Source organism: Candidatus Krumholzibacteriota bacterium (assembly GCA_016931295.1).
Taxonomy (GTDB): domain Bacteria; phylum Krumholzibacteriota; class Krumholzibacteriia; order Krumholzibacteriales; family Krumholzibacteriaceae; genus JAFGEZ01.
Map to the genome: position 1 here is coordinate 1 of JAFGEZ010000033.1, position 13,792 is coordinate 13,792.

The following is a 13,792-nucleotide window of genomic DNA, read 5'->3' on the forward strand; positions in this document are numbered from 1 at the left end:
CGGCTGGGTGACGGCGGAGTACGGCATGCTCCCGCGGTCGAGCCGGCGCCGCATCCCCCGCGAGTCGCTCCGCGGCCGGGTGAAGGGACGGACCCACGAGATACAGCGTCTCGTCGGCCGCTCGCTCCGCGCGGCGGTCGATCTCGCGGCGATCGGCGAGCGCCAGGTCGTCGTCGACTGCGACGTCATCGAGGCCGACGGCGGCACGCGCACCGCCTCGATCACCGGCGGCTGCATCGCGCTCGTGGCGGCCCTCGAGGAGCTGGGACTCGGCGAGGCGGTCGGCGGGCTCGTCGCCGCGGTGAGCGTCGGCGTCGTCGGGGGCAGGGTGCTTCTCGATCTTCCCTACGAGGAGGATTCGGCGGCCGAGGTCGACATGAACGTCGTCATGGACGATCGCGGCCGGTTCATCGAGGTGCAGGGGACCGCCGAGGGGGAGCCCTTCGAGGGGGCGCTCCTCGACCGGATGCTGAAGACGGCCGGCAAGGGCATCCGGCGCCTCGTCCGCGAGCAGGAAAAGGCCCTCGGCCGGCGGTGAGGCGCCGGACCGGGCGGCCGAGGGAGCGGGAATGAGGATCGTCATCGCGTCGCGCAACCGGGGGAAGGTCCAGGAGATCGAGCATATCTTCGGCGAACTCGGCGTGGAGCTCGTCACGCTCGACGACGTCGATTTCTTTCCCGAGCCGGACGAGACGGGGGAGACCTTTCTCGAGAACGCGCGGATCAAGGCCCGCGCGGCGGCGGAGGCGACCGGCCTCGCCGCCCTCGCCGACGACTCGGGGATCGAGGTCGACGCCCTCGGCGGCGGTCCCGGCGTGCGCTCGGCCCGCTACGGCGGCGCCGGCCTCGACGACGCCGGGCGGTGCCGCAGGCTCCTCGAGGCCCTCGCGGACGTTCCCGACGAGGGGCGCGGGGCGCGGTTCCGATGCGTCATGGTCCTCCAGCCGCCCCCCGGGGCGGCATGGAGCCCCCTGGAGACGGAGGGATTTCTGCACGGGCGGATCGCGCGGAGCCCCTCGGGTTCGAACGGCTTCGGCTACGATCCGGTCTTCTTCGTGCCCGAGGCCGGCAAGACGGCCGCCGAGATGACGGCCGGGGAGAAGAACGCCACGAGCCATCGCTACCGGGCGCTCGTCGAGATGAAGTATCTCCTGATCGACGCGTTCGATCTCGATCTCGGAGGGTGAATACCGCGCTGCCCGGCGCGGTATGGGGGAAGACGGGCATATCACGACGTGGACGGAAGGTTTTCTCGCGAGGAGGGGAGCAGCGGTGCTTGAACTGACCGACGTCACGAAACGATACGACGGCCACACGGCCGTCGACCAACTGTCGCTCACCGTCGACCGGGGAGGCGTCTTCGGCCTGCTCGGGCCGAACGGCGCCGGCAAGACGACGACGATCCGGATGGTGATGGGGATCATCGAACCCGACGAGGGCTCGGTCCGCGTCTTCGGCGAGCCGTTCAGCGAGCGGTCGAAAGAGCGGATCGGCTATTTGCCCGAGGAGCGCGGCCTCTACCGCAAGATGAAGACGATCGACCATCTCGTCTTCCTCGGCGAGATCAAGGGGATCGACCGGAATACCGCCGCCGAGCGGGCTCTCCGCTGGCTCGACCGCGTCGAGCTGGGCGACTGGGCCGGGAAGACGATCGAGTCCCTCTCCAAGGGGATGCAGCAGAAGATCCAGTTCATCTCGACGATTCTCCACGAGCCGCAGCTCATCATCCTCGACGAGCCCTTCACCGGGCTCGACCCGATCAACACGCAGCTCCTCAAGGACATCATCATGGAGCTGAAGGGCGAGGGACGCACGATCGTCCTCTCCACCCATCTCATGGACCAGGTCGAGAAGCTCTGCGAGCGGATCTGCCTCATCAACAAGGGACGACCGATCCTCGAGGGGAGGGTCGCCGACCTGAAGATGCGGTTCAGCCAGAACGTCGTCACCCTGCGCTTCGGCGGCGACCGGCGGGAGATCGAGGGGCTTCCCGGGGTCGAGCGCGTGCGCGATTTCGGCCAGGAGCTGGCCGTCACCGTCGCACCGGGGACCGACACCAACCTGATCCTCCGCGGCGCCCTCGACCGCGGCCGCGTCGACCGCTTCGAGATCGGGGAGCTGTCGCTGCACGACATCTTCATCCAACAGGTGAAGGAGAGGGGGGGTGAGCTCGATGAGGAAACTGCTGGTCATCGCCCGGCGTGAGTATCTCGAGCGCGTGAAGAAGAAGAGTTTCCTCGTGGGCACGATCCTCGGACCCGTCCTCATGGCGGGGCTGATCCTCGCCCCGAGCCTCATCTTCGAGAAGACGACCGAGCTCACCGTGCGGTTCGACGTGATCGACCTCTCCGGCATCCTCTACGACGACTTCCACGAGGAGCTCTCCGACACGCTCAAGGCGGGCGGCCGGAAATTCGTGATGCGGCGGCGCGAGGCCGACGAGGTCACGCTCGATGGGGTGCGGGAGACCCTCGCCATGGAGGTCGACGAGGACGTCATCGACGGCTACCTCCTCATCCCCGCCGATATCCTCGAATCGAGCAGGTGCACCTTCTACGGCAAGCGCCTGGGGAACGTGAAGGGGATCGGGCGGATCGAGCACGGCCTCAGCCAGGTCGTGATCGCCCACCGCCTCGCCGACGAGGGCATGCAGTACGGCACGGTCAGCCGCCTCGTCCGCAACGTCGACATGGAATCGATGATGCTCAAGGAGGGGGAGGAGAAGGAGGGCGGCTTCGACATGCTCTTCATCTCCACCTTCATCTTCATCATGATGCTCTACATGACGATCCTGCTCTGGGGGGTCGCCGTCCAGCGGAGCATCATCGAGGAGAAGAACAACCGCGTCATCGAGGTGATGCTCTCCTCGGTGCGGCCCTTCGACCTGCTCGGCGGCAAGATCCTCGGCGTCGGCTCGACGGGGCTCACCCAGTACGCCATCTGGGCGATCTGCGCGCTGGCCCTGACGGCCTACCCGATCGCGGCGAGCCACATCACGCAGTACGCCGCCTTCACGCCGGAGATCCTCGCGTACTTCATCCTCTTCTACGTGCTCGGATTCCTCTTCTACGCGACGCTCTTCGCCATGACCGGATCGATCTGCAACACCGACCAGGAGGCGCAACAGCTCCAGCAGCCGATCGTCCTCTGCCTCGTTTTCACGATCATCATACCGATGGCCGTGATCCAGAACCCCGACGGGCTATTCGCGACGATCGTCTCGCTGATTCCTCCCTTCACGCCGATCGTGATGTTCATGCGGATCAGCATCCTGACGCCGCCGGCATGGCAGATCGCCCTGTCGGTCGCGCTGCTTCTGCTGGCGATCTGGGGGGCGGGGCAGCTCGCGGCGAAGATCTTCCGGACGGGGATTTTGATGTACGGAAAGCGCCCGGCGTTCCGCGAGATCTTCAAGTGGCTCCGGCGGGCCTGACCTGGCTGAGCGCGCCGGCGGGCCGCGGCGGCCCGGTTGGCCGATCGGCATCCGGCGCCTTGCGCCGGGACCGCCTATGTGTTAGAGTTCGTTGCCGGGTGCAGCGGGGAGGGGGTGGCTGATCGGCCTCCTCCCCGTTTTGACATGAAACAGTCGCAGGAATCGGGCCGCCATGGAATGCGCCGTCATAACCACCTATCGCTGCAACGCGCGTTGCCGGATGTGCAACTGCTGGCAGAACCCCTCGAAGACGAGCGAGGAGTTCGACCCGGAGATCCTCGAGAAGATCCCCGCGGGAATGCAACGTCTCAACATCACCGGCGGCGAGCCGATGCTCCGCAAGGACATCCACCGGATCGTCGAGATCCTCGACACGAAGAGCGACCGGCTGGAGATCAGCACCAACGGCTTCTTTTACGATCGCATCGAGGCGATCGCCCGGGATTTCCGCGACATCACCGTCCGCGTCAGCCTCGAGGGTCTCCCCGCGCTCAACGACGAGCTGCGCGGCCTCGAGAACGGGTTCGATCGCGGGCTGCGGACGATCCTGCGGCTCAAGCGTCTCGGCGTGAAGGACATCGGATTCGCCATGACGATCTCCGGCGAGAACTGCCGCGACCTGCTCGACCTCTACACGCTCGTCGCCGCGATGGGCGTCGAGTTCGCCAACGCGGTGGTGCACAACTCCTTCTACTTCTTCAAGAAAGACAACCGCGTCGAGAACGTCGACGAGGTCGTCGACGTCATGACGCGATTCATCGAGGCCCTGCTCTGCTCTCCCCGCGCCGCGACGAAGAAGCGCGTCAAGGACTGGTTCCGCGCCTACCTGAACCTCGGGCTGCTTCGCCACGTGCAGGGCAAGGGGCGCCCGATCCCGTGCAACGCCGCCACCGACACCTTCTTTCTCGACCCCTTCGGACGGGTGCTCGCCTGCAACGGGTCGGCCGAACCCTGGGTGATGGGCGACCTGACCACGCAGGATTTCGATGAGATCTGGCATTCCGAACGGGCAAGGCGGGTCAGGGAGAAGGTGCGGAACTGCGACCGCGGCTGCTGGATGACGGGGACGGCCGTCCCCGCGATGCGCAGGCACCCCTGGGCGCCCGCCCTCTGGGTGCTCCAAAACAAGCTGCGGCTCATGCGGGGCGGGAAGATCTGTCTCGACTGACGCGAGCCCGCGTCGAAAGCGTGATCCGTGAACGAGACCCCGAAAAAAGCGAGCATCGCGATACTCGGCATCAAGGGCGTGCCCGGCACCCACGGCGTCGAGACGGTCGTCGATTCGCTGATCCCGCACCTCGCCGGGGCCGGCTACGACGTCACCGTCTTCGGCTATGCCTCGTACGCCGAGCCGACCGACGACTATAACGGCGCGGCGGTCCGCGTCGTCGAGGGCTGCAGGCGCAAGAACCTCGAGATGATCTCGCACATGTGGCGCGCCTCGCTCGCCGTCCGGCGGGAGGGATTCGACATCGTCCACATCCACAGCACCGATCCCTGCCTGCTCGCGTGGCTGCCCCGCCCGCGGCGCGGGCTCGTCGCCACCTCGCACGGGCAGGCCTATCTCCGGGAGAAGTGGAGCCGGGGGGCGAAGGCGATGTCAAGGCTCGCCGAGCGCTTCTTCATACGGTGTCCCGACGTGCGAACGTCCGTCTCGAAGCCGCTCGCCGAATATTATAACGGGCGCTACGGCGACCGTGTGCGTTATATTCCGAACGGGATCGTGATGCGCGAGCGGCCGCCGGCCGATTGGCTCCGGCGGCACGGCCTCGAACCGGGCGGGTATCTCTTCTGCTCGGTCGGACGGATCGAACGGACGAAGGGGCTCACCACCCTCATCGAGGCCTACCGGCGCCTCGGCACCGATCTGCCCCTCGCGATCGCCGGGGGCGGCCCGGCGACCGACGAGGCCTACTTCGAGGAACTCAAGGCGGCGCGGCCCGAAGGGGTCCGGTTCGTCGGATTCCTCACCGGGCAGGAATACTACGCGCTCTACGCGCACGCGCGGGCCTTCGTCTTCCCCTCGGAGTACGAGGCGATGTCGATCGCGTTGCTCGAGGGCCTGGCCCTCGGCGTGCCGGCCGTCTACAGCGACATCCCGGAAAACGAGGTGGTCGCCGGCGGCGTCGCCAGTCCCTTCGCCGTCTCCGACGCCGAATCGCTTGCGACGGCGCTCCGTCGTCTCCTCGCCGACCCCGACGGGGCGGCGGCGACGGCGAAGCGGGCCCTCGATCGCGTCCGCCGCCGGCACAGCTGGGAAGCGATCGCGAGACAATACGGCGAGATCTACGAAGAGCTCATGCGGAGGAGGACATGATGTTCGAGGCATTCAGGAAAGCAATCGAGGCCTTCAAACGGGCGGGGGTCGCCGATCCGCTCGGCGAAACCCTGCGACTGATGGATATCCGCTCGGCTGGCGCCCTTCGCGAGACGGACGCCGGCCTGCTCGGGGAGGGCGGCGTCGATCTCGACGCCCTCGCCGCCGGACGGGCCGAGGGCGTTCCGACCGAATACATCCTCGGCGAGGCGCCCTTTCTCGGCCTGATGCTCCACTGCGGTCCCGGGGCGCTGATCCCGCGCGAGGAGACCGAGATCCTCGCCCGCGCCGCAATCGTCGCGGCCGAACGGGTCGGCGCGAATCCCCTGGTGATCGAACTGGGGACCGGCAGCGGCAACATCGCCGTCGCGCTCGCGATGAACGTGCCCGGCGCGCGGATCCACGCCGCCGACATCAGCGAAGAGGCCGTGGACATGGCGCGCCGGAACGTCGAGCGATACGGTCTCGGCGACCGCGTGGAGCTCTCCGTCGGCGATCTCTTCGCTCCGCTCGCCGACCACGGGCTCGAGGGGACGGTCGATCTCGTCGTCTGCAATCCCCCCTACATCCCCACGGGCTCGCTCGAGAAACTCGCCGCCGAGATCATCGATCACGAGCCGCGCGTGGCCCTCGAGGCCGGCGCCTACGGGATCGACATCTTCCGCCGGCTCATCGCCGAGTCGCCGGTGTTCCTGCGCCCGGGCGGCGTGCTGATCTTCGAGATCGGCGCCGGGCAGGAGAAGATCGCCGAGCGCCTGCTGCGGAAGGCGCCGGACTGGCGGGATCCCTACTTCGAGCGTGACCGCGAGGGACAGGTGCGGGTGATGGGTGCCATGCGCGCGTAGCGGCGGAGCGAAAAAAAATCCCCGCCGGCGGCGGGGATCGAAATCCCGATCTCATGCGATGGCTCGATCAGAAGCGGACGAGCGTGTAGTCGACCCGCGCGGCGTAGTACGTGAAGAGGTCGCCGTCGTCGGGCGGGAACGCGTGGTACTCGAGGGCGAAGCCGATGCCCGAGGTGAGAAGGAACCAGTAATCGAAGCCGATCGTCACCGAGCCGCCCGGACGGGTCTCGGTGGTGTGTATGTCGCCCACCGGTTCGACGCCGAGGTGGGGAACGACGCGGTAGAAGCCGCCGCCCGCCGCCGCATAGAGCTGCATCATTTCGTTGAGGCGCAGGAAATAGACCGCCTTTATCTGCACGGGGATGATCCCGAGCCGTTCGTAGTTGCCGTTGTCCGACTTGTTGTAGGACACGATGTCGTATCCGGCCGAGACGCCGAGACAGATGTTGTGGGTGATCATCTTTCCGCCGAAGAAGCCCACGCCGAAAAAGCCCGATTCGGCGTTGTCGACGGTCGCCTTGGAAAAGGATCCGCCGATATGGAAGACGCTCCGGCCGGACACCGCTCCCCCGGCGGTCGCCTGGCCGTAGGCGGGGGTCGTGGCGGCCGCGAAGAGGAACATTGCGGCACCGATACCGGTAACGATCGATCTCGTATTCAAGGGGCCCTCCGATGAAGAGCGAACATAAATGCAGTAACCTGTTGACTTTCTGCACCTTTTTTATAATAAACGGTAGTGTCGGCGTCAAGCGGTTTTCCGGCGTCCGGCCGGCCCGCTCCCCGCGGCCGCGGGGGCCGGCGGGCGGGTCCGTCGTCGCCCGCGGGGAGACGAGATGCGCGTCCTGATGGTCCAGACCTTCCACTATTACCGCGGCGGGGATTCCACTTACATGTTCAACCTCACCCGGCTGCTCGAGTCCCGGGGCCACGAGGTCGTTCCCTTCGCGATGCGCCATCCCGACAATCTCTCCTCGCCCTGGGAGGAGTGGTTCACCGGCGAGATCGATTTTCCCGCGCTTTTGGCCCGCCGGAGTCCCCGGGCGGCCTGGACCGTCCTCTCGAAGAGCATCCACAACGGAGAGGCCCGCCGGAAGATCGCCGCTCTCGCCGACCGGGTGAAGCCCGACGTCGCTCATTTCCACAACATCCACGGCCACCTGACCACCTCGATCGTCCGGCCCCTCGTCGACCGGGGGATTCCGATCGTCTGGACGCTCCATGACTACCGGCAGATCTGCCCCAACACGAGCTTTCTCTCCCACGGCGAGATCTGCGAGCGGTGCCTGCCGAACCGTTTCTGGGAAGTTTTCGTGCGCCGCTGCAAGAAGGAGAGCCTGCCGGCATCCCTCGTCGCGATGCTGGCCGCGTACTGGGAGCGGATGACGGGAGTGCCGGGGAAAATCGCGCGGTTCGTCACACCGAGCCGCTTTCTCGCGGAAAAGCTCGGGGAGGGCGGCTTCGATCCTGCGCGGATCGTCTCCATACCCAACTTCGTCGACGTCGCCGGGTACGCGGGGGAAAAGGAGAAGGGCTACTACCTCTACTTCGGACGCCTCTCGCGCGAGAAGGGGGTCGATCTCCTCGTCCGGGCGGCCGCGCGGGTCGGGCGAAGCGAGCTCCGGATCGTCGGCGACGGCCCCGAGGCGGCCCCGCTTCGCGATCTCGCCGACCGGGTCGGCGCCGATACGGTACGTTTCACGGGGTACCTCTCCGGGGAGGCGCTGCGCGAGGCGCTCGCCGGGGCGAGCTTCGTCGTTCTCCCCTCGCGGTGGTACGAGAATCTCCCCTTCTCGATCATGGAGGCCTTCGCCTCGGGGAAGCCGGTCGTGGCCACCGACATCGGCGGCATCCCGGAGATGGTCGACGACGGCGAGAACGGGCTTCTCTTCCCTCTCGGCGACGAGGCGGCCCTCGCCGACCGGATCGGGCAACTCCTCGACGACGACGAGCTCAGGCGCGGGATGGGGCGTAGCGCGCGCGCGAAGGCCGAGCGCCTCTGGAACGGCGATACCCACTACGAGCGGATCATGGACGTCTATCGCGCCGTCGTCGGCGGCGCGCCGGGGTCTTCCTCCGCGTCGTGCGAGGGATGCCAGTAGGCCATCTCCTTGTCGACGAAGTAGCTGATCGCCGTCCGGATCGCCACGATCGCGGCGAGGAGGGCCATCCCCTCGAGCGTCGGATTGTTCACCGTGTTCACCACGTCCGCCGCGATGAGAAACTCCAGCCCGAGAAGCAGGTAGGAGCCGAGCTGGTGCCGGAGCGCCTCGCGCTTCTTGCGCTGGCCCCGGCCGCGCAGGTGCGAGAGATCGTAGGCGACGAACCGCGCGAAGGTGACGGCGACGCCCCAGACGATGACGGCGATCCCCGCGATGCCGATGATCTCGGCGGCGGTGTGCAGGATCTTCATCGGTTGTTCCTTCCCCTAGAAGCCCGCCCGCTCCAGCCACCGGAGCAGGAGCACGATGAGAACGACGACCGGTGCGACGATGATCCACTCGTTCACCCCGAAAAGCCGCGGGAGCGTCACGTCGCCGAAGTTACCCTTCGAGAGGATGCCGCGCTGGAGGCGCGGATAGAGGGCGGCGAAGATGCCGGCGCCGATGAGGATGCCGACGACGCCCCCGACGAGGGCGTCGAGGGATCCCTGGCCGACCGCCCCTGCCACCGTCCCCGGGCAGTAGCCGAGGGTGGCGAAGCCGAGTCCGAAGATGAGGCTGCCGACGATCGACTGGCCCGCCGAACCCGGCTTGGGGTGCAACTCGGCCAGGCCGAGGCTCTTCAGCAGGTGAACGCCGACCGTGCCGACGACGACGGCGGAGAGCATGATCTTGAGAACGGTGAAGTCGGAAAGCAGGAGCTGTCCGATGATCACGTCGTATTCGGTCGCGCCGCCCTTCTGGAGAAGCACGCCGAACAGGATGCCCGACGCCAGGGCGAGGACCATCTGTATGCCTTTCCTGCCGTGCAATCCTTTCAACATTGACGATCCCTCCCCTCAGGCGGCGATGAGCCGGAAGATGACGTGCGCGGCGGCGATGCCGCCGACGAACATGCCGATGGCGACGATCCAGGAGCTCACGGCGAGCTGCAGCGTGCCGCTGATGCCATGTCCGCTCGTGCAGCCCCCCGCCCACCGGGCGCCGAGTCCCATGAAAACGCCGCCGAGAAGGGCGACGAGGAAGCGCGGCAGCACGGCCGTGCCGAAGTGCGCGGCCCACAGGGCCGGCACCCAGCGCATCTCGAAGGTGCCGGAGATCCGGGCGGAGACGAAGGCGCCGATGACGATGCCGAAAACGAGCATCCATTCCCAGTCGATCTCCGGGGCGAATTTCTTGTAGTAGGGCTTCTCGGCCACCGCCGGTCCGCGGAAGAGCTTCTCGATCATCCCGCTCGTCCGCGCGAAGGCCGTCGAGCAGCCGAGCGGCTTGTCGGAGAGCAGGAAGGTCAGCCAGCTCAGCACGCCGATCCCCGCGCCGACGACGTAGGGCGACCAGCGCTCCATTCCCAGCCATTCCATCGGTCATCTCCCCCTTCCGTGCAACCGGCCGGAGCTCCAGCTGCCGAGATAGTGCGAGGCGTGCGGGATGAAGCAGACCCCGCACCGTTTCGTGTACCCGGCGGCGGTGTATCCCGTCATGCCGCCCGCGACGTTCATCAGTTCGGTGAATCCGTGCTGCAGGAGGATGCTCGCCGCGAGGCTCGATCGGTGTCCCGTGGAGCAGATGATCGCCATCGGCGTCTCTGGATCGAGCTCGGTCCACCGGGTCCTCACCTCAGCGACGGGGATGTTGACCGCCCCGCGGATGTGGTTGTCCGCGAACTCGCGCGGCGAACGGGTGTCGAGGATCGTGAATCGACTGCCGCCCGTCACCATCCCGTGCAGCTCGTGCGTGGAGATCTGCCGGACGTGGGCCGTCGCATACCCCTCCTTCGCCCAGTCGAACATCCCGCCGTCCAGGCAGCCCTCGATGCGGTCGAGGCCGACGCGGTGCAGCCACACGGCCGCCTCCTCGACGATCTCGTGGTGCTCGCCGACGAGGAGCAGCTTCCTGTCCGGGGGAAGGATCCAGCCGGCGAAGGTGGGGAAGTTGCCGCCGCGATCGATGTTGTAGGCGCCGGCGACGTGCAGCCCGCCGAAGGAGGCGAAGGAGCGGACGTCGAGGACGATCCGGTCCCGCCGTCCGGCGCGGTCGCGGAAGAGCTCGGGGGCGAGGGGACGGGGCGCCGGAAGGGTCTCCAGGCGCGCCGGGCCGCGGCGGTTGATGTCGCTGCACCGGGCGAAGTGGTCGGGCGCCGCCGGCATGTCCGTCGTGAGGCTCCGGATGAACGTCTCGCGGTTACGTATCCCGAGTGGCTCGTTGTATCGCTTCTCGTAGCCGATCGTGCTCCGCCACTTGGCGCCCATCGCCCGCCCGCAGAGGGAGCCGGCGCCGTGCGCCGGATAGACCTCGCAGTGGTCGGGGAGCCGCGTCAGCTTCCGGAGGCTGTCGAAGAGCTTCGAGGCGAGCTGCCGGGCCTTGCCGGGGAAGAGGTCGGGGCGGCCGACGTCGCCGACGAAGAGCGTGTCGCCGCAGAAGACGCCGACGGGGGAACGTCCGCGGGCGCGGTCGATCACGACGTAGGAGACGTGCTCGGGCGTGTGCCCCGGTGTGTCGAGGACGCGGAGGAGCACGTTCTCGATCTCGATCGTGTCCCCCTCGTGCACGGGCACGTGCGGGAACGCGCACCGGCCGGCGCGCGGCGCGTAGATCGTCGCGCCGGTCGCCCGCGCGAGGTCGATGTGCCCCGAGATGAAATCGGCGTGCAGGTGCGTCTCGATCACGTGGGTGATCTTCATGTCGAGCGATTTCGCCGCGTCGAGGTAGATCTGAACGTCGCGCTGGGGATCGATGATCGCGCAGGTGCGGTCGCCCGCGAGCATGTAGGAGCTGTGGGCGATCTTGGGAACGAAGAAGTGTTTCAGCAGCACGGTCGCCTCCTTGTCGTTCGTGTCGGTTCAGGCTTCTCTATCGTAACGCCGCCTCAGGCGAAGAGGGCGTACGTGACGCCCGTCGCGACGATGATGAAAACGACGGTCATGATGCCGCCGGCCCGCAGGTAGTCCCGGTTGTGATACCCGCCGGGGGACATGAGGAGCGCGTTGACCTGGTGGGTCGGCAATACGAAGGAATTGGCGGACGAGACGGCCACGAGGATGGCGAGCGCCCGCGGTTCGATGCCCGTCTTCGCGCCGAGGATCATGACGAGCGGGACGAGCAGCACGGTGGCCGCCACGTTCGACAGGAAGAGCGAGAAGAGGGTGGCGAGTGCCGAGATGGCCGCCATGACGAGAAGCGGATGGCTCCCCGAGAGCACCGACATCATCCGCTCGGCGATGAGCGCGGCGGCGCCGGTGCGGTCCATCGCCGTGCCGAGCGGGATCAGGCCGGCGAGGAGGAAGACGGTGCGCCAGTCGACGGCGCGGTAGGCCCCGTCGATCGGCACGACGCCGAGAAGGATCATGGCGAGGGCGCCGGTCAGGAGGGCGAGCGAGAGCTGGACGCCGGAGAATGCGAGCAGGATCGCCCCGAGAAAGCAGGCGAGGGCGACGGAGGGGCGCGGCCGGCCGTCGGCCGAACCGCCCACCGACGTTGCGAGGACGAAGGACCGGTCGTCCTCGAGCTTCAGGACGTTCCCCCACAGCCCGTGGACGATCACCGTGGCGCCGGGCTCGAGGATCTCGTCGGAGAAGTCGTCGCGGATCCCGCGGCGCCCGGTGAGAAGCATGATCGGCTCGACGCCGAAGGTGTTGCGCAGGGCGACCTCGCGGAGGGACTTGCCGGCGACCGGCGATCCCATCGGTATGACCGCCTCGGCGAAGCCGGCGCTGCCCTCGCTGCGCAGGTCCTCGATGACCCCCGATTCCTCGGCTTCCTCGAGGCGGTTGTCGGCGACGAAGCGCCCGACGTCCTTCGCCTCGCCGAGGAGGACGAGCTCCTGCCCGGCGGCGAAACGCGTGTGACGCCAGGGGGCGAACATCACGTCTCCCTCCTGCGCGAGGGCGAGGAGGTTGAGGCCGTATCGCGACCAGAGGGACGCCTCGTCGCGGGTCCGGCCGACGAGGGGACTTTCCGCGGGGATGCGGCACTGGTGGAGGGTCGTCGGGAGGTTCCAGGTTTGCACGAGACGCCGCTGTCCGCCGTCGGTTCCGTTTGCCGTCGTCCCGGCGGGCAGGAGGCGGTAGCCGACGACCGCGAAATACGCGATCCCCGCGGCGAGGAGCGAGAGGCCGATCGGGGTGACGTCGAAGATGCCGAAGGGCCTCACGCCGCGCTGGCGGAGGAGGTCGTTGAGTATGATGAGCGGGCCCGAACCGACCATGCTGCACGTGCCGCCGAGGATCGCCGCGAAGCCGAGGGGCATGAGCAGCCGGGAAACGGGCATCCCCGTGCGTTTCGATATGCGCATCATCGCGGGCAGGAAGAGGGCGGCCGCGCCGATGTTCTGCATGAACGCGGACAGCAGGCCGGCGACCGCGGAGACGAGGGCGGTGAGTTGCCGCTCGTGCGTGCCGGCCGCGCGGAGGATCGGCCGGATGATCCGTTTCATCACCCCCGAACGGTCGACGCCGTGGCCGAGGATCATGACGGCGATCACCGAGATGACGGCGTTCGAGGCCAGCCCCGAGAAGGCCTCGAGCGGCTCGAGGAGCCGGAGCCACGCGAGGGACACCATGATGAGGAGGGCGATGACGTCGACGCGGAGCCGCTCGCTCACGAAGAGGACGATCGTCACGCCGAGCACGGCCAGTATGAGGGCGATATCTGTGGTCATCGTCGGATGGGCGCGCTCCTTCGCCGCCGGCGCGTCGTGTGCGGGGCGGACCCCTGTCGCCTGGAACGTTTCCGATTGTTCCAGAAAGTCACCCGGCGGGTAAAGGCTTTTCCGCTCGTCAGAACGCCTGTCCCACACTGAGGTGGAAGCGGACGCGGTCCTCGTTTTCCCGCCGGTCGAGGTTGACGCCCATGTCGCCGCGGACGATCCCGAGCGGCGTCCGCAGGCGCAGGCCCGCTCCCGCCGACGGGCGGAGGCCGTCCGGGCTGATGTCGTCCCAGCCCGGCCAGAGCCCGCCGGCGTCCACGAAGGCCACGCCGGCGAGCCAGCGCCACAGGTGGCGCCGCAGCTCGACGACGTGCAGGACGGCGGAGAACCGTC

At 67.8% G+C, this 13,792-nt stretch carries 15 protein-coding genes; 8 read left to right on the forward strand and 7 right to left on the reverse strand.

The features are described from left to right. The 7 genes from rph to prmC form a co-directional block, all read left to right on the forward strand. A partial coding sequence (gene rph / locus JW876_08415; protein ID MBN1885530.1) for a ribonuclease PH occupies nucleotides 1-538 on the forward strand: 538 nt, incomplete at its 5' end. Between the two features lie 31 nt (nucleotides 539-569). Next, entirely contained in the window at nucleotides 570-1,187 is a 618-nt protein-coding gene (rdgB, locus tag JW876_08420) for an RdgB/HAM1 family non-canonical purine NTP pyrophosphatase (protein ID MBN1885531.1), read from the forward strand. Between the two features lie 22 nt (nucleotides 1,188-1,209). Next, nucleotides 1,210-2,205 (forward strand): ATP-binding cassette domain-containing protein, encoded by a 996-nt coding sequence (locus JW876_08425; GenBank protein MBN1885532.1) that lies wholly within the window; start codon nucleotides 1,210-1,212, stop codon nucleotides 2,203-2,205. Continuing rightward, nucleotides 2,174-3,433: an ABC transporter permease gene (locus tag JW876_08430; protein ID MBN1885533.1), complete on the forward strand. Its 1,260-nt coding sequence runs from the start codon at nucleotides 2,174-2,176 to the stop codon at nucleotides 3,431-3,433. The genes JW876_08425 and JW876_08430 overlap by 32 nt, the downstream gene beginning before the upstream one ends. A gap of 172 nt (nucleotides 3,434-3,605) precedes the next feature. Further along, nucleotides 3,606-4,601: a radical SAM protein gene (locus tag JW876_08435; protein ID MBN1885534.1), complete on the forward strand. Its 996-nt coding sequence runs from the start codon at nucleotides 3,606-3,608 to the stop codon at nucleotides 4,599-4,601. 27 nt (nucleotides 4,602-4,628) lie between these two features. Next, a complete protein-coding gene (locus tag JW876_08440; protein ID MBN1885535.1) occupies nucleotides 4,629-5,750 on the forward strand; it encodes a glycosyltransferase family 4 protein in 1,122 nt (373 codons plus the stop codon). Further along, nucleotides 5,747-6,595 (forward strand): peptide chain release factor N(5)-glutamine methyltransferase, encoded by an 849-nt coding sequence (gene prmC, locus JW876_08445; protein ID MBN1885536.1) that lies wholly within the window; start codon nucleotides 5,747-5,749, stop codon nucleotides 6,593-6,595. Before JW876_08440 ends, prmC begins: the two co-directional genes overlap by 4 nt. A 67-nt stretch (nucleotides 6,596-6,662) precedes the next feature. Here prmC and JW876_08450 read toward each other — a convergent pair whose 3' ends face one another. Beyond that, nucleotides 6,663-7,256 (reverse strand): outer membrane beta-barrel protein, encoded by a 594-nt coding sequence (locus JW876_08450; GenBank protein MBN1885537.1) that lies wholly within the window; start codon nucleotides 7,254-7,256, stop codon nucleotides 6,663-6,665. A 172-nt stretch (nucleotides 7,257-7,428) separates the two neighbouring features. Between JW876_08450 and JW876_08455 the strand changes: the two genes are divergently transcribed. Beyond that, nucleotides 7,429-8,694 carry a glycosyltransferase family 4 protein gene (locus JW876_08455; protein MBN1885538.1) on the forward strand — a complete coding sequence of 422 codons (1,266 nt, stop codon included), beginning with the start codon at nucleotides 7,429-7,431 and terminating at the stop codon, nucleotides 8,692-8,694. Here JW876_08455 and JW876_08460 read toward each other — a convergent pair. From JW876_08460 to JW876_08485, 6 genes are all read right to left on the reverse strand, one after another. Further along, nucleotides 8,631-9,005, reverse strand: a complete 375-nt coding sequence (locus JW876_08460; GenBank protein MBN1885539.1) for a DUF1622 domain-containing protein — start codon at nucleotides 9,003-9,005, stop codon at nucleotides 8,631-8,633. The two genes, JW876_08455 and JW876_08460, sit on opposite strands and share 64 nt — an antisense overlap. A 15-nt stretch (nucleotides 9,006-9,020) precedes the next feature. Then, entirely contained in the window at nucleotides 9,021-9,578 is a 558-nt protein-coding gene (locus JW876_08465) for a YeeE/YedE family protein (protein MBN1885540.1), read from the reverse strand. 15 nt (nucleotides 9,579-9,593) lie between these two features. Then, nucleotides 9,594-10,100 carry a YeeE/YedE family protein gene (locus JW876_08470; protein ID MBN1885541.1) on the reverse strand — a complete coding sequence of 169 codons (507 nt, stop codon included), beginning with the start codon at nucleotides 10,098-10,100 and terminating at the stop codon, nucleotides 9,594-9,596. Between the two features lie 18 nt (nucleotides 10,101-10,118). Continuing rightward, nucleotides 10,119-11,567 carry an MBL fold metallo-hydrolase gene (locus JW876_08475; protein MBN1885542.1) on the reverse strand — a complete coding sequence of 483 codons (1,449 nt, stop codon included), beginning with the start codon at nucleotides 11,565-11,567 and terminating at the stop codon, nucleotides 10,119-10,121. A gap of 53 nt (nucleotides 11,568-11,620) precedes the next feature. Beyond that, nucleotides 11,621-13,411 (reverse strand): SLC13 family permease, encoded by a 1,791-nt coding sequence (locus tag JW876_08480; protein ID MBN1885543.1) that lies wholly within the window; start codon nucleotides 13,409-13,411, stop codon nucleotides 11,621-11,623. Nucleotides 13,412-13,529: 118 nt separating this feature from the next. Next, nucleotides 13,530-13,792, reverse strand: a 263-nt coding sequence (locus tag JW876_08485; GenBank protein MBN1885544.1) for a BamA/TamA family outer membrane protein, incomplete at its 5' end; no start/stop codon positions are given.